The sequence below is a fragment of the Nocardia sp. NPDC060259 genome (assembly GCF_042728775.1).
Taxonomy (GTDB): Bacteria; Actinomycetota; Actinomycetes; order Mycobacteriales; family Mycobacteriaceae; genus Nocardia.
Window position 1 is genome coordinate 1 of the sequence record NZ_JBHXAY010000133.1, and the last position, 16653, is coordinate 16653.

A 16653-nucleotide genomic window follows, 5' to 3' on the forward strand; every position below is an offset into this window, starting at 1 on the left:
GGAAGTCGCCGCATCCCGTTCCACTGCCCCGGGTAAAAGCCCAGGTACCGCTCCCGGCGCCGGATCAATTCCGCGCGCCGGGGTGACTCATCGCACAGCGCCGGGGTTCGTCACCGGGGTAGCGGTTCGGTCGCCGGGCCCTCGAGCACGGTGCCGTCGGGGGCGAAACGCGATCCGTGCAGCGGGCAGTCCCAGGTGCGTTCGGCGTCGTTCCACCGCACTATGCCGTACAGGTGCGGGCACACCGCCGACACCTCGGTGGTCACGCCGTCGACGGTGCAGACGGCGGTGGGGCGCAACCCGTGACGTTCGGTCCAGCCGCAGCCTTCGGGCGGCACCGGGTGCCCGCCCGCGCCGACCAGCCGCAACCACCCGGTCGACAGGTATCGGGCCACCGCCACGTTGGACCTGGCGCCTGCCAGGACCGAGGTCACCTCGTTGAGACGCCAGGCGGACAGGGTGCCCGCCCACGGCGGCGGCTTGCCGGTCAGCCGCCCGGCCAGCGCGTGTGCGGCGGCGGCGCCGTTGGTCAGTCCCCATTTCGCGAAGCCGGTGGCGACCAGGACATCGTCGCGACCAGGAAGCAGCGGTCCGACATAAGGCAGTTCGCCGACGGGGTGGTAGTCCTGGGCCGACCAGCGGTGCAGCAGTTCGGCACCAGGGAACCAGCGGCCGGTCCAGTCGAGCAGCTGCTGGACGTGGGCGGTGGCCGAGCCCTCCCGGCCGACGTCGTGGCCGCTGCCGCCGACGAGCAGCACGTCACCGTCCTCGGCCGGGAACACGCGCAGCGACCGGATGGGCTGTCCGGCACTGATGTACATCTCCTGCGGCACCGGTCCCGGAACCCGCCACGCCGACAGATAGGAACGCTGCGCGGTGAGGCGGGCGAAGAAGCCGCCGCGGTCGAAGATCGGGGTGCCGGTGGCCACCACGACGTTCGCCGCCGACACCTCGCCGTGTTCGGTGCCGATCACGACCTCGCCGTCGCGGTGGTGCAGGCTCTGGGCGCGCGTGGATTCGAAGATCGGCGCGCCGTGCGATTCCACGTCGGCGGCGAGGGCGGCCAGCATCGCCATCGGGTCGATCTGGGCTTGCTCGCGCAGGCGGACCGCGCCGTAGGTGGGAAACGGGACGTCGATGTCGTCGACCAGCTCGGTGGGTAGTCCCACGGTGCGGGTGGCCTCGAATTCCGCACGCACAGCGGCGGTTTCGGACTGGTTCTGGGCGTAGGTGAGCGCGGGGACCCGCTGGGCGTCGATATCGTGGCCCGCGCAGAAGTTCAGCAGCCAATCCAATCCCTCGACGTTGCCCGCGATATAGCGCGCCAGCGTCGCCATGCCGTGCCTGCGCGCGATGGCCTGGGCCCGGGTTCCTTGCAGCAGCGAGATCTTCGCCGTGGAGGCGGCGGTCGTGCCGGCGCCGACCCGCCTGGCCTCGAGCACCGCGACCTCGCGGCCCTGCTCGGCCAGCAGCAGCGCGGTCGCCAGCCCGACCAGCCCGGCGCCGATGACGACGGTGTCGAAGCGGGAACCGGTGGTGAGCCGCAAACGGGCGGGGACCTCGGCGTTGTTCAACCACAATGACGTCATGTCCCGGTCATAACCCCGACGCGTCAACCGAAACTCCCCCAGCCCGCCGCGTCGGCGCATGGCACGATGGCGGTGTGTCCACCCCGCCCACACCCACGTGTGTCCGCCACCCCGATCGACCCACCGGACTCGCGTGCACGCGGTGTGGCAGGCCCGCCTGTCCGGAATGCCTGCGGCCCGCCTCGGTCGGACAGCACTGCGTGGACTGCGTGCGGCAGGGGCAGCGGGACGTGCGGCAGGTGCGCACCGTCGGTGGCGGGCGGGCCGGTAGCGGTGCGGTTCCGTATGTCACCTACGGATTGATCGCGATCAATGTGCTGGTCTACGTCATCACGGCCGCCCAGGCGGGCAGCGCGATGGACAACTATCGCGGGTCGGCGCTGTTCCGGGAGTTCGTGCTGGTTCCGCTGCTGGTGGCCGACGGCGAGTGGTGGCGACTGATCGGCTCGGGATTCCTGCATTACGGCGCGATCCACCTGCTGGTCAACATGTTCGCGCTCTATGTCGTCGGACGCGATCTCGAGCAGGTGCTCGGCAGGGTGCGGTTCGCCTGTGTCTACCTGGTCTCGCTGCTCGGCGGTTCCGCCGCGGTGATGGCCCTGTCGGACACGATCGTCGCGACCGCGGGGGCCTCCGGCGCGGTGTACGGCCTGTTCGGCGCGGTCACCGTGACGCTGATCCGGCTGCGGCAGAGCCCGACGCCGATGCTGGTCGTCATCGGCGTCAACGTGCTGATCAGTTTCTCGCTACCCGGCATCTCGCTGTGGGGCCACCTCGGCGGGCTGGCCGCGGGCACGCTCGCCGCGCTCGGTTTCCTGTTCGTCCCCGGCTGGCTGCTGGCCCGCGGGCCGGAAGCGGCGCGGACACCGGAAGCAGCGCGGCGCGTCGGCTGGGTCGCCTTCGCCGCGGTCGCGGTGGCGTGCCTCGCCGTCACCGTCGCGGCCACCTTCGTCGTGCGCGGCGACCTGCCGAAGGCGCCCGTCGAGGTGACGGCCCCCGTCCTCGAGACGCCGCAGCCGCGGTAGCCGATCCGCGCTCGTCGACGACGTGCGGCCGACCGGAACAGCGCCACGCGCGGCGGACCACACTAGGCTCCGTGTTCGTGGCGGTACTGGAGGGCGCGGCGCGCAAGACACTGGCGTTCGGGAGGCGGGCTCTCGGGCTCGACGTGCCGACGCCCGATCACACCGTCGCGGTGCTGCACCGCGACGAGAGCGAGGTCCCCGGGCTCGACAAGAACGAGCGCGCGCAACTGGACCGGATCCGGCTGATGGGCGCGACCGGCGCGGTGCTGATGGCGATCGCGGCGCTGGGCATCGGTGCGCAGCCGGTGCACCAGAACCCGGTCTCGGGCATGCGGGTACTCGGCATCTTCGCGCGGGCGCACACCGGGTCGCTGGCGATGTGCATGTTCGGCACCGTCCTGGTGATCGGCGCGTGGCTGCTGCTCGGCAGGTTCGCCGTCGGCGGGCTGGCCGGTTCGCCGCTGCACCGGTTGAGCCGGTCGCAGCTGGACCGGACGCTGCTGCTGTGGATCATCCCGCTCAGCGTGGCGCCGCCGATGTTCAGCAACGACGTCTATTCCTATCTGGCGCAGAGCGAGATCGCCGCGCGCGGCATCGACCCCTATCTGGAGGGGCCGGTCGCCGGGCTCGGCATCGACAACGTCCTCACCAACAATGTGCCGACGATCTGGCGCGACACGCCCGCGCCCTACGGTCCGCTGTTCCTGTGGATCGGCCGTGGCATCGCGGAGCTGACCGGGGACAACATCATCGCCGGGGTGTGGGTGCACCGGCTGCTCGCGCTGGCCGGTGTCGCCTTGATCGTGTGGGCGCTGCCCCGGCTGTCCGTGCGCTGCGGCGTCGCCCCGGTGAGCGCGCTGTGGCTGGGCGCGGCGAATCCGCTGGTGCTGTTCCATCTGGTCGGCGGCGTGCACAACGACGCGCTCATGCTCGGTCTGATGCTGGCCGGTGTGGAGATGATGCTGCGCGCGATCTACGGCAACGGCGGCATGCCTGATCGGTTGACCGGCACGAATCTCGCACCCTTCGACGCTCGTGCCTATGGCCTGCTGATCGGTGGCGCGGTGGTGATCACGCTGTCGTCATCGGTCAAGTTCACCTCGATCATCGCGCTCGGCTTCGTCGGTATGGCGCTGGCCCGCAGGTGGGGCGGCACCCTCCAGGCAGTGGTCAAGGCGGCCCTGTTGCTCGGTCTGATCGCCGGGGTGACGACACTGCTGGTGAGCTGGCTGAGCGGACTCGGGTTCGGCTGGATCTTCACCCTCAACACCGCCAGCGCCGTGCGCAGCTGGATGTCGCTGCCGACGGTCATCGGCATCATCACCGGATTCGGCGGCGTCCTCCTCGGTCTCGGTGATCACACGACGGCGCTGCTGTCGATCACCCGGCCCATCGCGGCGGCGGTCGCGGCCTACGTGACGGTGCGCATGCTGGTCGCCACCGGCACCGGCAGGCTGCACCCGGTCGGCGCGCTCGGCGTCTCGCTCGGCGCGATCGTGCTGCTGTTCCCGGTGGTCCAGCCCTGGTACCTGCTGTGGGCGATCGTGCCGCTGGCCGCCTGGGCGACCCAGCCGGTGTTCCGTGTGCCCGCGGTCGCGTTCTCCGCGGTCGTCTCGATGCTGGTGATGCCGCGCGGTGCGGAATTCCAGGTCTTCCAGATCATCGGCGCCGCACTGGCAGCCGCGGTCTGCTTCGCGTTGTTCTTCGCACTCACCCGGCACTCCCTCCCGTGGCGCGCTCAGCCGGGGGTGTCGGCTCCGTCACAGGAGGGCACGGCTTACCGTGTGACATCGTGACAAGTCGCCCCGGACCCGCTGTTAGCGTCGACGGCGTGGTCAAGCGCTATGGCGAGACCACCGCGGTCGACGGCCTGCGGTTCGATGTCGAACAGGCCCAGGTGTTCGCGTTGCTCGGCCCCAACGGCGCGGGCAAGACCACCACCGTCGAGATGTGCGAGGGCTTCGTCCGCCCCGACGCGGGCACGGTGCGCGTCCTCGGGCTCGACCCGATCGCCGACTCCGAACAGCTGCGCCCGCGCATCGGCGTGATGCTGCAGGGCGGCGGCGCCTACCCGGGCGCCCGCGCTGGCGAGATGCTCGACCTGGTCGCCGCGTACTCGGCCGACCCGATCGATCCCGACTGGCTGCTGGCGACGCTCGGCCTGCGGGACAACCGCCGCACGCCCTACCGCCGCCTGTCCGGTGGTCAGCAGCAGCGGCTCGCGCTGGCCTGCGCGCTGGTCGGCAGGCCGGAGATCGTCTTCCTCGACGAACCCACCGCGGGCCTGGACGCCCAGGCGCGGCTGATCGTGTGGGAACTGATCGACGCCCTGCGCCGGGACGGGGTGAGCGTCGTCCTCACCACGCACATGATGGACGAGGCCGAACAGCTCGCCGACCAGCTGGTGATCATCGATCACGGCGAGATCGTCGCCCAGGGCACGCCCGCCGAGGTCACCGCGCACGGCGCCGCGGGTCAGCTGCGGTTCTGCGCGCCGCCGAAACTCGATATCGCGTTGCTGAAATCGGCGCTGCCGGAAGGCTTCTCGCCGCGCGAGACATCGCCGGGCACCTATCTCGTCGAGGGCGAGATCACCCCGCAGGTGCTGGCGACCGTCACCGCCTGGTGCGCCAGGATGGACGTGCTGGCCACCGACATCCGCATCGATGCGCGCCGCCTCGAAGATGTCTTCCTCGAACTGACCGGACGGGACCTGCGCGGATGACCGAGACCACCAGCCGGTTCCTCCCCGGCACATTCGCCCCCGGCCCGCGACCGGCCTCGCGCGCGACGATGCTCACCGCCCAGACCGGGCTCGAGCTGAAGCTGTTGCTGCGCAACGGCGAACAGTTGCTGCTCACCATGTTCATCCCGATCACCCTGCTGATCGGGCTCACCCTGCTGCCGTTCGGCGAACTCGGCGAGCACCGGGTCGAGAAGGTGGTGCCGATGGTCATGATGACCGCGGTGATGTCGACCGCGTTCACCGGCCAGGCCATCGCCGTCGGCTTCGACCGGCGCTACGGCGCGCTCAAGCGCCTCGGCGCGACGCCGCTGCCGCGCTGGGGCGTGATCGCGGGCAAGTGCGCGGCGGTCCTGATCGTCGTGGTGCTGCAGGCGATACTGCTCGGCGTGATCGGTGCCGCACTGGGCTGGCGGCCCGGGCTCGGCGGTCTCGCGCTCGGCGCACTGGTGATCGCGCTCGGCACCGCGACCTTCGCGGCCATGGGCCTGCTGCTGGGCGGGACGCTCAAGGCCGAGGTCGTGCTGGCGCTGGCCAATGTCCTGTGGTTCATCATGCTCGGCGTCGCCAGCCTGGTGCTGGTCGGCGATTCGCTGCACACCGCGGTCACCGTGCTCGTCCGGTTGGTCCCGTCCGGCGCGCTGGCGTTCGCGCTGGAAGCGGCGCTGTCCGGGGCGGTCGACTGGTTCGGTGTCGCGGTGCTCGCGGTGTGGGGCGTGGTCTGCGGGTGGCTCGCGACCCGGCTGTTCCGGTTCAGCTGAGTGATCAACGACGCACTGTAGTAGCCCTGGTATCGGCCGGGAATTCGCGGCCAGTACCATCGTGACGTGCTGTATCGCGCCTTCCTGGGACTCGTCGACCGGCTGCCGCTCCCCTCGCTGCGGGTGCAGCGGCTCATCGCGTTCGCGGTGATCCTCAGCCAGGCAGGCATTTCCGTGACCGGCGCCGTCGTGCGCGTCACCGCGTCGGGCCTCGGCTGCCCGACCTGGCCGCAGTGCTTCCCCGGCAGCTTCACCCCGGTGGGGGTGTCGGAGGTGCCGGTCATCCATCAGACCGTCGAGTTCGGCAACCGGCTGCTCACCTTCGCGGTGACACTGTGCGCCGCGCTGATCGTGCTCGCCGTGGTCAGGGCGCGGCGCCGTCGCGAGGTGCTCGTCTACGCGTGGCTGATGCCCGGCGGCACCGTCGTGCAGGCGATCATCGGCGGCATCACCGTGCGCACCGGGCTGCTGTGGTGGACGGTGGCCGTGCACCTGCTGGCCTCGATGGTGATGGTGTGGCTGGCGGTCGTGCTCTACGCCAAGATCGGCCAGCCCGATGATGGCATCGACACCGTCGGCGTGCCCGCTCCCCTGCGCTGGCTCACCGCGCTCAGCGGTGTCGCGCTGGCGGGTGTGCTGATCGCGGGCACGCTGGTCACCGCCGCCGGACCGCATGCCGGTGACAAGAGCATCGAGCGCCCGGTCGCGCGCCTGCAAGTCGAGATCGTGACGCTGGTGCACCTGCACTCGCAGTTGCTCGTCGGCTATCTGGCGCTGCTCGTCGGCCTCGCGTTCGGCCTGTTCGCCGTCGGTATCACGCCGGCGATCCGCGTCCGCCTGTACGTGCTGCTCGGGCTGGTCGTGTCCCAGTCTCTGGTCGGCGTCGTCCAGTACTTCACCGATGTGCCCGCCGCGCTGGTCGCCATCCATGTCGGCGGCGCCGCGGCATGCACGGCCGCGACCGCCGCGCTGTGGGCGTCGCTGCGCGTCCGCGAGCAGGTCGACGCGCCCGCTCCGGTGCCCGCGGGACACTGATCTCCTGACAAGACAACAGCCCGCGATCTCGATGATCGCGGGCTGTTGGCGTACCGGGCTCAGGCGCCGGTGAAGAGCTTCCCGTTGCGCGCCTTCGGGAAGCGGGTCTGGTTGGCGACCCAGCCCGCCATCTTCTTCCAGTGCGACGCGGCCGGGGTCACGACGGAGACCAGCTCGCGGTTCCACTCCTCGGTCTCGGCGAGGCCGTCGACCCGCTCGACCAGGGCCTTCGCGGTCGCCATGTCGGCCACCACGCGGTCGCCCAGGATGCCGTCGGCGCCGACCAGCGTGATGCGCACGCCCTGCTCGCCGAGGTACTGCAGCACGGCCGTCCCCGAACCACCGTGCTCGGCGACGAACTTGACGACGGACTTCTCGACCTCGGCAGGCACCTTCACGGCGACGGGGGCGGCGGTGGTAGCACTCATGGCCGTGAGTTTACCGGCCGGTAGTTCCGAGTCCACCCCCGAGTGGCGTCGAACACGGGGTGTACAAAGGAGACTCATGCGCGCGATTCAGGTTTCCGAGCACGGTGGTCCCGAGGTCCTGCGGTACGTCGAGGTGGCGGATCCACAGATCGGGCCGGGTCAGCTGCTGGTCGACACGCAGGGCGTCGGCGTCAACTACATCGACATCTACTTCCGCACCGGACTGTATCCGCAGGCGACTCCTTATATACCGGGCTCCGAAGGCACCGGCATCGTGGCGGAGGTCGGCGCGGAGGTCACCGAGTTCGCGGTCGGCGACCGGGTGGCGTGGGCCGCGGCGCCGGGCAGCTACGCGGGCAAGGTCGCCGTCGACGCGGCCGTGGCGGTGCGGGTGCCCGACGCCGTCGAACCGGTCGTCGCGGCGGCCGCCCTGCTCCAGGGCATGACCGCGCACTACCTGGTCGAATCGGTGTTCCGCCCCGAACCCGGCGATCCGGTACTCATCCACGCCGGCGCGGGCGGCGTCGGGCTGCTGCTCACCCAGATGGCCGCCGCCAAGGGCGCCCGGGTGATCACCACCGTCTCCACCGACGACAAGGAAAAGCTCTCGCGCCAGGCGGGCGCCCGCGAGGTCCTGCGCTACGGTGACGATCTTGCCGCGCAGGTCCGCGAACTGACCGATGGCGCCGGTGTCGCCGCGGTCTACGACGGCGTCGGCGCCAGCACCTTCGAAGCCAGCCTCGCCTCGCTGCGCGTGCGCGGCACCCTGGCCCTGTTCGGCGCGGCCAGCGGGGCGGTCCCGCCGTTCGACCCGCAACGCCTCAACCCGGCCGGTTCCCTCTGGCTCACCCGCCCGTCCCTTGGCGCCTACACCCGGGACCGCACCGAATTCCTCTGGCGCGCAACCGATGTCTTCGACGGCATCGCCGCGGGCACCCTGACCTTCCGGATCGGCGCGACCTACCCCCTCGCCGACGCCGCCCAGGCCCACCAGGATCTCGCCGCACGCAAGACCACCGGCTCCATCGTCCTGCTGCCCTAGCTTCCCGAGCCATCCGGTTCTCGCCGAACTCCGGCGGCTTTGCCCGCGCCCTTCGGGGGCGGGCGGGGGCGCATCGAGTGAGAAGAGCGCAGAATGGAGGCAGGAAGGTTGTCATGCGAGCGATACAGGGCCTGCTCAATGTGGTGGTGGGGATCCTGACGGCTGTGCTCGGCACGGTAGTCGGGTTGCTCGCTGCCGTGGTGTGGATCCTCGGTGCCGTGTTGTGCGCGACGATCCTCCTGATTCCGCTGGGGCTTCCTGTCATCAAGCTCGGTAGCCGCCTGTTCGGCCTTGCCAAACAGCTGATGCATAACCCCTGATCCCGCTCGGTGTCCCGAATTCACTGATTGCCAGATGACGGCTCAGATGCCGACCGCGCGTGTGTTTTCGCAGGCAGAACCCGTCGACCCATACGGTAACTAGGCATACGCTGGAATGCATGTGGTCTACCCCACTCATAGGGGTGTCATAGCTCGACGTACCGGGGACGCGTCGGTGCCGTGGCAGTCGAGCCAGCGAGGAGTGAGTATGAAGGGCGGAACAAGAATTGCGGTAGGGGTGGGAATCGGGTACGTGCTCGGCCGCACGCGCAAAATGCGCTTTGCGTTGGCCCTGGCGGGCGCGGCAATGGCCAAGCGGTCCTCGGGTACCCCCGCGGAGCTGCTGGGACGCGGCGCTTCGCTGCTCAAATCGTCGCCGGAGCTGACTCGGCTCACCGACACTGTTCGCGGCGAGTTGGCAGGCGCAGTCCGGACGGCGGCGGTCACCGCCGCGAGCAATCGGATCGACGCGCTCAACGCCCGGTTGCAGCAGGGCTCCACGCTCGCGATCGACGAGGACCGAGACGAGTCGCACGAAGCGGATTCCGACGAAGACGAGTACGACGACGAATCGATCCGGGACGACGAGCAAGCGTCCGCCGACGAGGACGAGGACGAGGATCTCGAGGACGAAGACGATTCCGGACGAAGCAGCGACGAGGACGACAGCGCTCAGCCCGTCGCACGGACGCGGGCACGCCGGACCGGAACCGCGGGCGGACGGAAAACCGGCTCCCGGACCGCGGCCCGTAGCTCCGGGTCCGCGGACCGCAAGCCGGCTTCGGCTGTCCGACGCCGTAGCCGCTCCGACCCCGACGAAGCGCCCGTGCGACGCGCGAGGAGGTGAGGTCGATGACGAAGACGTTGCGCGACACGACCGCCGGAGTCGGCAAGGCGGCCACCGATACCGCAGGCCGCGCCACCCACGCCGCGACCCGGGCTGGGTCGACGGCACGGAAAACAGCGCAGGCAGCCACCCCGACGGCCATGCTGCAGCAATCCGTGCAGAACCTCGCCGGAACGCTGGCCGAACGCACCGTGTCCGGGCTGTCGAACCGGGTATCGAAGACCGCGGGCCGGTTGACCGAGTACGGCGAGGGTAACGGAGGGAATCTGCTGGCCGCGGTGACCGGTGTCGAGAAGCTGGCCGGAGGTGCCTCGCCGTTGCGAGCGGCTGTCAGCGGCAGCATGAGCAAGCTCCGGCACTCGGTCGGCGAAACGTTCGAGGCGGCCAAGGAGTCATTGACCGGCGGCAAGGGCAAAGGCAAAGGCGGCGGCAAGAAGCTGAAGCTGACCAATATCGTCGAGCACATCGACGTGGGGGTTCCGATCGATCTGGCCTATGACCAGTGGACCCAGTTCGCGGATTTTCCGAAGTTCACGAAGAAGGTCGAGCAGGTCGAGCAGGTCGCCGACGAAAAGCTCAGCTGGACCGGCAAAGTGTTCTGGTCCAGACGGACCTGGGAATCCACGATCCTCGAGCAGGTGCCGTTCGAGCGGATCGTCTGGCGTTCCAAGGGCGCCAAAGGCTACATCGACGGCGCGGTCACCTTCCACGAGATCACGCCGGGGCTCACCCGCATCCTCGTGGTGCTCGAGTACCACCCCCAGGGACTGTTCGAGAAGACCGCCAATCTGTGGCGCGCGGCAGGTCGCCGGTGCCGCCTGGAACTCAAGCACTTCCAGCGGCAGGTCATGCTCGACGCGGTGCTGCACAGCGACGACATCGTCGGCTGGCACGGCGAGATCCACGACAGCGAGGTCGTCAAAGACGACGAGACCGCACGGCGTGAGGAAGAAGAGAACACCGAAGACGACCTCGCGGACGAAGAAACTCCCGAGGACGAAGAAGCCCCCGAGGACGAGGAGCCGGACGAGACCGAAGAAGACGAGGAGGAGGAAGAACCAGAGCCACCTCGCCGCCGACCGGCCGCCCGCCGCAAGAGCCCGGTGACCCGCCGGGCGCGTGAGAGCCGAGGAGCAAGCGAATGACCATCGAACCCGCAGGAGGTGGAGGTGGAGGTGGAGGTGGAGCCGGCACGTTGGCGCGGCCGAATTCCTCCAGCCTGGCTGACGTCATAGACACGATTCTCGACAAAGGACTGGTCATCGACGCGTTCGCCCGCGTGTCACTGGTCGGCATCGAGCTGGTGACCATCGACGCGCGCGTCGTGGTGGCCAGTGTCGACACCTATCTGCGTTTCGCCGAAGCGGTCAACCGGCTGGAGATCTCGACCAGCGAACCGAAGGGGCTGACCGATATCGTCGGCGACGTCACCCAAGGTGCAGCGAAGCACAAGACAAAGGGCGTTCTCGAGGCGGCCGGCGAGAAGGTCACGGACTTTTTCGACGACGTGCAGGAGAAGCGCCGAACAGTGCCCCGGTCGTCCAGACGCGTGGAGGAGTGATGGCTGCCGACACAACCTCCGTCTATGTCTACGGCATCGTGCCCGCCGACGTCGAACCCGAGCCGCACGCGACCGGTGTCGGCGATCCTCCGGGTGAGGTCACCGTGGTGCGGCACGGCGAGATCGCCGCGCTGGTCAGCGCGCTCGAATCCGATCGGCCACTGGGCACACCCGATGACCTCACCGTCCATGCCGAACTGCTGGACGGGTCGGCTGTCGTCGCTCCGGTGCTACCGCTGCGGTTCGGTGCCGTCATGACCGACGCGGAGGCGGTGGAGAACGAATTGCTGGAGGCGAACGAGGACGAATTCCGCGCCGCGCTGAAGGAACTCGAGGGCCGGGCGCAGTTCGTGATCAGAGGGCGCTACGTCGAGGACACCATCCTGCGGGAACTGCTCGACGAGAACGCGGAGGCCGCCCGCCTCCGCGAGGAGATCCGCGACAAACCGGAGGACGCCACCCGTAATGCCCGGATCGCGCTGGGCGAGCTGATCAATCAGGCCATCGAGACCAAACGAGCCGAGGATACCCGCACGACGGTGTCCGAGCTCGAGACGTTCGAACCGCTGGTCAACCAGCGCGAGCCCAGCCATGAGGAGGACGCCGTCCACATCGCGGTGCTGGTCGAGCTGGCCCGGCAGCAAGAGTTGGAGGATACGCTGCGTCGGCTCGCCGAGGGATGGGACGGCCGGGTGGAGCTGAACCTGCTCGGACCGATGGCGGCCTACGACTTCGTGACGAAGCGAGCCCCGGAGGGGTGAGGCATGGGTCTGCTCTCAGCGATAGTGACGTTGCCCCTCGCGCCGGTTCGCGGCGTGATGTGGCTCGGCGAAGTGATCCAGGACCAGGTCGAGCAGCAGCTCCATGATCCCGCGACGCTGCGAGCCGAGCTCGAGGAGATCGATCGCGCGGCGGCGGCCGGTGACCTGTCCGAAGAAGAGCAGAAGCAAGCGCAGCAGTCGATCCTGGATCGCATGACCGGCTCCGCGACCGCGATCGACCAGCCGGAGGAGTGACTCGCGTGGCCCGCAAGACTACCTCCGACGATTCCGAGGACGAGTACTCGTCGTCGAACGAACAGCCTCCCCTGAGCGCGGCACAAGCCGCGGCGGTGGCGATCGAGCATCTCGTCGAACTGACGTCGAAACAGGTGCAGGGCGTCACCCGCATGGAACCGACGGAGGACGGCTGGCTGGTGGAGATCGAGGTACTCGAGGATCGACGCATCCCCTCGTCGGCGGACATCCTGGCGCTCTACGAGGCGGAGATCGATCTCGACGGGAATCTGCTGGCCTATCGCAGAACACAGCGCTACGGGCGCGGCAATACCGCCGTCGGCGGAAACGAGCGGCGATGACTGTCGTCGGAGGCGGATCTTCTGTCCCGCAGCCCTACGGGGGCGGGCATCAGTCCACGAACCTCGCCGACATCCTGGAGCGGGTCCTCGACAAGGGCTTGGTGATCGCGGGCGACATCCAGGTGAACCTGCTCGACATCGAACTGCTCACGATCAAGCTGCGCTTGGTGATCGCGTCTCTGGAGACGGCCAAGTCGGTCGGCATCGACTGGTGGGAGACCGACCCCTGGCTCAACAGCAAGGCCCGCACGCTGGAACGGCAGGATCGGGATCTCGAACTCGAGAACCGGGAACTTCGGGATCGGATCGCCCAGCTGGAGGCGACGAACGACAACCGTCAACTCGTCGAGCGCGGCCGCGAGCCCAAGGAACAGCGATCGTGACCGCTGACCTCGGGGTCTGGCTGTACGCGGTGACGTCCAGCCGCGGCGGTGTGGCGGAACTGAGCGAGCTGACCGGAGTCGCGGGCGAGCCGGTGCGGACGGTGGTCTCGGATGATCTGACGGCGGTCGTCGGCTCGGTGCCGCTGGAGGTTTTCGGGGAGCAACCGCTACGCGGGCACTTGGAGGATCTCGACTGGCTGGAAAGGACCGCCCGCACGCACGACGCCGTGGTGTCGACCTTGGTGCGCCGAGGTCCGGCCCTCCCGCTGCGACTGGCCACCGTCTTCAGCGACGACGACCGAGTGCGCGAGCTGCTCGACGACCGGCGAGCCGACTTCGATGCGGCGCTGGCCCTGGTGAGCGGCCGCACCGAGTGGGGCGTGAAAGTTTACGGCGATCGCGCCGCCCTCACCACTGCCGTGGCCGAGGCGCGGGCCGCCAACGCAGGCGGCGCGACGGGGGCGGGGACCGCGTATCTCGCCCGGCGCCGCGCACAACTGTCCGCACGGGAGACCGTGGAACGCGACGCCGCGGAGCGCGCCGAGGAGATCCACACGCGCCTGGTTCACCACGCCGCGGCAGGACGACTCCAGCCGCTGACCGATCCGGCGCTGAGTGGGCGCCGGGACTGGATAGTGCTCAACGGGACATACCTCGTCGACGACGATCGCACCGACGACTTCACCGCGACCGTCACGATGCTCGGCGCCGAATTCCCCGGCATCCGGCTCGAACTCACCGGCCCGTGGCCGCCGTATTCGTTCGCGGGCGTAGAACGCGAGCCGGCATGAGCCAGGTCGACCGCGCTGTCGACGGCGAGCGCCGCGTCGCGCTTGTCGATCTGCTGGATCGGGTGCTGGCCGGTGGCGTGGTGATTTCCGGCGACATCACACTCGCCATCGCGGACGTCGACCTCGTCCAGATCTCGTTGCGAGCCCTCATCTCCTCGATCAGCACCCTCTCGGCGCCGGTCGGGTCCACGATGCGCGGTGTGCTGGAACCGCCCGGCGATGACTGAATTCGGCGGCATCCCACCGCGTATCGACACCGAACCGGAATCCGTCGAGCGCGGGCTGGTCACCCTCGTCCTCACGCTGGTGGAGCTACTGCGGCAACTGATGGAGCGGCAAGCGTTACGCCGCGTCGACGCGGGCGACCTCACCGACACCCAGATCGAACGCATCGGCACCACCCTGATGCTGCTCGAACAACGCATGGACGAACTACGCGACCACTTCGGCCTCACCCCGGAAGACCTCAACATCGACCTCGGCCCCCTCGGCACTCTGCTCCCGCGTGACCCGACCGACCGCTGACACCATGAGCGTCGTGGATCGCGGTCAATAGTCGCGACCGGTGAGCCCCCGGTAGACGAAGCGCGTGATCGACTCGATCGCCTCCTCGTCGGTCAGCGTCACCGACCCGTCCTCGACCATGCGCAGCGTCCCGTCGACCGCGGCGAACATCATCGCCAGGCTGGCATCGACAGTCCCCGGCAGCTGGAGGCCGCGGTCGGGGAAATCGGAGACGTGGTCGGCGATATCGGCGCGCTGCGCGGTGCTGAAACCCGCGATGATCCGGGCGAATTCGGGGCTGACCTGGGCTGCCTGCCCCATTGCCCGCAGTACCGAGGTGTTGTCGCGGGCGAAGGTCCAGTAGCCGCGCACGTGGTAGCGCACCGCGGCCGGATCGGTGAAGTCGCCGTTGTGTTCGGGATCGGCGGCGCGTTCGTCGCCCGCTGCCGCGATATCGGCCAGCAATGCTTGCAGCAGTTCCTCTTTGCTCGCGAAGTGGTTGTAGAACGAGCCTGCGGCCCGGCCCGCGGCGGCGGTGATGTCGGTGATCTTCGCGTTCAGGTAGCCGTGTTCGGCGAAGACCTGCCGGGCGGCGTCCTTGAGCGCCTGCTCGGTCTCCGCGGATTTCTCGCGCCTGCTGCCTGCCACCGGACGCCACCTCCTTGACAAGCACGGTACCAACACTGAAACTGAATTCATATTCACTGAATATCGATTCAGTTCACATAACAGGAGGCGGTTCCCATGTCCGACCAGGTACTTGTCGCCGGCGCAGGCCCGACCGGTCTCACCCTCGCCATCGATCTCGCGCGGCGCGGGATCGACGTCCGGCTCGTCGACCGAGCCGAGACACCCTTCCAGGGGTCGCGCGGTGACGGCATCCAGCCGCGCACGCTGGAGGTGTTCGACGATCTCGGTGTCCTCGACGCGGTATCGGCCGCTGGGCGCGATCTCCCGGCGATGCGCGTGTACTTCGCGGGTGAGTTCGCCGGCGAACGGCGCATGGCGGAGCCGGTCGCACCGACACCGGACGTGCCGTACCCGAACGGGTGGGTGCTCGGCCAGTCCGACACCGAGGCGATCTTGCGGGCCCGGTTGGCCGAGCTGGGCGGACAGGTCGAATTCGCCACGGCGCTGGTCGATTTCACGCAGGACGACACGGGCGTCACCGCGACACTGCTGCGCGACGGCGTCCACGAGACGGTCCGCGCCCGCTATCTGGTCGGCGCCGACGGCGGCGCGAGCACCGTGCGCAAGGGTCTCGGGATCGCGTTCGATGGCAGTACCGACGACTCGATCAAGATGCTGCTCGGTGATGTCCGCGTCGATGCCCTCGACCACGAGTCCGGCTATTGGTTCGCCGCCGCGGCCGACCAGCCGATGAACGGTTTCACCCTGTCCCCGCTGCCGGGTGGACGTCGCTTCCAGTTCGCCGCGCCACTGGCCGAGGATCAGTCCCCCGACTTGGCCACCCTGCAGGACCTCGCCGACCACCATGCCCCCACGCTGGGCCTGACCCTGAGTGATCTGTCGTGGGTCACGGCGTGGCGCCCCAACATTCGTCTCGCCGAGCGCTTCCGCGACGGCCGGGTGCTGCTCGCGGGCGATGCCGCCCACGTCCACCCGCCGACCGGCGGACAGGGCCTCAATACCGGTGTCCAGGACGCCTACAACCTCGGCTGGAAACTGGCGGCCGCCCTCGACGGCGACACCGCCCCGCTCGACACCTACGAACCCGAACGCCGCACGGTCGCGGCCCGCGTGCTCGGCCTGAGCACCGAACTCCTCGGCAAACTCGTCGACGGCGACGAGGACGCGATGCACCGCGGCCCCGAGACCCGCCAGCTCGGCATCACCTACCGCTCCCCCACCGAGCAGGGTCCGCTCGTCGCGGGCGACCGGGCACCGGATGCCCCACTGCACGACGAATCCGGCCGCCCGATCCGCCTGTTCGACCTCTTCCGCGGTCCCCACGCGACCTTGCTGCGTTTCGCGTCGGCGGACCGCACGCCCCTCGACGATCCCGCCGTCCGCACGGTCGAGATCCGCCGCGCCGACGCCCCGGGCACAGAAGTCGCCGACCGGCTCGCATCCACAACACTCGTCGACACCGACGGTCACGCGTTCACCGCCTACGCGGCCACCCCCGGCACACAGATCCTGATCCGTCCGGACGGCCACCTCGCCCGCCGCTGGTAAACCCTGCCGCCGCGGGCCGGCCGGACAGCACCGCCGCGAACACGCCGGTGGCCGGGCATCCCTGCCCC

At 69.3% G+C, this 16653-nt stretch carries 21 protein-coding genes; 18 read left to right on the forward strand and 3 right to left on the reverse strand.

Annotated features, from left to right (window positions below; genetic code table 11):
- Nucleotides 1-110: 110 nt before the first annotated feature.
- On the reverse strand, nucleotides 111-1589 hold the full coding sequence (locus ACFWF2_RS30465) for an FAD-dependent oxidoreductase (RefSeq protein ID WP_379310922.1): 1479 nt from the start codon (nucleotides 1587-1589) through the stop codon (nucleotides 111-113).
- A 74-nt stretch (nucleotides 1590-1663) separates the two neighbouring features.
- On the opposite strand from ACFWF2_RS30465, the gene ACFWF2_RS30470 reads away from it, so the two are divergent.
- The 5 genes from ACFWF2_RS30470 to ACFWF2_RS30490 all read left to right on the forward strand — a co-directional run bounded on the left by ACFWF2_RS30470 (nucleotide 1664) and on the right by ACFWF2_RS30490 (nucleotide 7153).
- Entirely contained in the window at nucleotides 1664-2614 is a 951-nt protein-coding gene (locus ACFWF2_RS30470) for a rhomboid family intramembrane serine protease (protein ID WP_379310923.1), read from the forward strand.
- 77 nt (nucleotides 2615-2691) lie between these two features.
- Complete coding sequence (gene mptB / locus ACFWF2_RS30475; RefSeq protein WP_379310924.1) at nucleotides 2692-4410, forward strand: polyprenol phosphomannose-dependent alpha 1,6 mannosyltransferase MptB; 1719 nt, start codon at nucleotides 2692-2694, stop codon at nucleotides 4408-4410.
- On the forward strand, nucleotides 4407-5339 hold the full coding sequence (locus ACFWF2_RS30480; RefSeq protein WP_379310925.1) for an ABC transporter ATP-binding protein: 933 nt from the start codon (nucleotides 4407-4409) through the stop codon (nucleotides 5337-5339). Before mptB ends, ACFWF2_RS30480 begins: the two co-directional genes overlap by 4 nt.
- Nucleotides 5336-6118 (forward strand): ABC transporter permease, encoded by a 783-nt coding sequence (locus tag ACFWF2_RS30485; protein WP_379310926.1) that lies wholly within the window; start codon nucleotides 5336-5338, stop codon nucleotides 6116-6118. Before ACFWF2_RS30480 ends, ACFWF2_RS30485 begins: the two co-directional genes overlap by 4 nt.
- Nucleotides 6119-6184: 66 nt before the next feature.
- Complete coding sequence (locus ACFWF2_RS30490; protein ID WP_379310927.1) at nucleotides 6185-7153, forward strand: heme A synthase; 969 nt, start codon at nucleotides 6185-6187, stop codon at nucleotides 7151-7153.
- Nucleotides 7154-7212: 59 nt separating this feature from the next.
- Here the strand turns inward: ACFWF2_RS30490 and ACFWF2_RS30495 are convergent, their stop codons facing one another.
- Nucleotides 7213-7581: a hypothetical protein gene (locus ACFWF2_RS30495; protein ID WP_379310928.1), complete on the reverse strand. Its 369-nt coding sequence runs from the start codon at nucleotides 7579-7581 to the stop codon at nucleotides 7213-7215.
- A 76-nt stretch (nucleotides 7582-7657) separates the two neighbouring features.
- On the opposite strand from ACFWF2_RS30495, the gene ACFWF2_RS30500 reads away from it, so the two are divergent.
- The 12 genes from ACFWF2_RS30500 to ACFWF2_RS30555 all read left to right on the forward strand — a co-directional run bounded on the left by ACFWF2_RS30500 (nucleotide 7658) and on the right by ACFWF2_RS30555 (nucleotide 14407).
- Nucleotides 7658-8623: a quinone oxidoreductase family protein gene (locus ACFWF2_RS30500; RefSeq protein ID WP_379310929.1), complete on the forward strand. Its 966-nt coding sequence runs from the start codon at nucleotides 7658-7660 to the stop codon at nucleotides 8621-8623.
- Between the two features lie 113 nt (nucleotides 8624-8736).
- Nucleotides 8737-8943: a hypothetical protein gene (locus tag ACFWF2_RS30505; RefSeq protein ID WP_379310930.1), complete on the forward strand. Its 207-nt coding sequence runs from the start codon at nucleotides 8737-8739 to the stop codon at nucleotides 8941-8943.
- A gap of 253 nt (nucleotides 8944-9196) precedes the next feature.
- A complete protein-coding gene (locus ACFWF2_RS30510; protein ID WP_379310931.1) occupies nucleotides 9197-9790 on the forward strand; it encodes a hypothetical protein in 594 nt (197 codons plus the stop codon).
- Between the two features lie 5 nt (nucleotides 9791-9795).
- Nucleotides 9796-10935 carry an SRPBCC family protein gene (locus ACFWF2_RS30515; protein WP_379310932.1) on the forward strand — a complete coding sequence of 380 codons (1140 nt, stop codon included), beginning with the start codon at nucleotides 9796-9798 and terminating at the stop codon, nucleotides 10933-10935.
- Nucleotides 10932-11351, forward strand: a complete 420-nt coding sequence (gvpJ, locus tag ACFWF2_RS30520; protein WP_379310933.1) for a gas vesicle protein GvpJ — start codon at nucleotides 10932-10934, stop codon at nucleotides 11349-11351. The genes ACFWF2_RS30515 and gvpJ overlap by 4 nt, the downstream gene beginning before the upstream one ends.
- A complete protein-coding gene (locus ACFWF2_RS30525; protein WP_379310934.1) occupies nucleotides 11351-12112 on the forward strand; it encodes a GvpL/GvpF family gas vesicle protein in 762 nt (253 codons plus the stop codon). The genes gvpJ and ACFWF2_RS30525 overlap by 1 nt, the downstream gene beginning before the upstream one ends.
- Before the next feature lie 3 nt (nucleotides 12113-12115).
- The gene (locus ACFWF2_RS30530) at nucleotides 12116-12367 is read left to right on the forward strand and encodes a gas vesicle protein GvpG (protein ID WP_379310935.1); all 252 of its coding nucleotides are present in this window, start codon (nucleotides 12116-12118) and stop codon (nucleotides 12365-12367) included.
- A 5-nt stretch (nucleotides 12368-12372) separates the two neighbouring features.
- Nucleotides 12373-12708 carry a gas vesicle protein GvpO gene (gvpO, locus tag ACFWF2_RS30535; RefSeq protein ID WP_379310936.1) on the forward strand — a complete coding sequence of 112 codons (336 nt, stop codon included), beginning with the start codon at nucleotides 12373-12375 and terminating at the stop codon, nucleotides 12706-12708.
- Complete coding sequence (locus ACFWF2_RS30540; protein ID WP_379310937.1) at nucleotides 12705-13091, forward strand: gas vesicle protein; 387 nt, start codon at nucleotides 12705-12707, stop codon at nucleotides 13089-13091. Before gvpO ends, ACFWF2_RS30540 begins: the two co-directional genes overlap by 4 nt.
- Nucleotides 13088-13882: a GvpL/GvpF family gas vesicle protein gene (locus tag ACFWF2_RS30545; protein WP_379310938.1), complete on the forward strand. Its 795-nt coding sequence runs from the start codon at nucleotides 13088-13090 to the stop codon at nucleotides 13880-13882. The genes ACFWF2_RS30540 and ACFWF2_RS30545 overlap by 4 nt, the downstream gene beginning before the upstream one ends.
- Nucleotides 13879-14109, forward strand: a complete 231-nt coding sequence (locus ACFWF2_RS30550; protein WP_379310939.1) for a gas vesicle protein — start codon at nucleotides 13879-13881, stop codon at nucleotides 14107-14109. The genes ACFWF2_RS30545 and ACFWF2_RS30550 overlap by 4 nt, the downstream gene beginning before the upstream one ends.
- A complete protein-coding gene (locus ACFWF2_RS30555) occupies nucleotides 14102-14407 on the forward strand; it encodes a gas vesicle protein K (protein ID WP_379080300.1) in 306 nt (101 codons plus the stop codon). The genes ACFWF2_RS30550 and ACFWF2_RS30555 overlap by 8 nt, the downstream gene beginning before the upstream one ends.
- A gap of 24 nt (nucleotides 14408-14431) precedes the next feature.
- On the opposite strand, the gene ACFWF2_RS30560 is transcribed toward ACFWF2_RS30555, so the two are convergent.
- Nucleotides 14432-15034, reverse strand: a complete 603-nt coding sequence (locus ACFWF2_RS30560) for a TetR/AcrR family transcriptional regulator (protein ID WP_379310940.1) — start codon at nucleotides 15032-15034, stop codon at nucleotides 14432-14434.
- 96 nt (nucleotides 15035-15130) lie between these two features.
- On the opposite strand from ACFWF2_RS30560, the gene ACFWF2_RS30565 reads away from it, so the two are divergent.
- Nucleotides 15131-16585, forward strand: coding sequence for an FAD-dependent monooxygenase (locus ACFWF2_RS30565; protein ID WP_379310941.1), 1455 nt, complete (start codon nucleotides 15131-15133; stop codon nucleotides 16583-16585).
- Nucleotides 16586-16653: the final 68 nt, after the last annotated feature.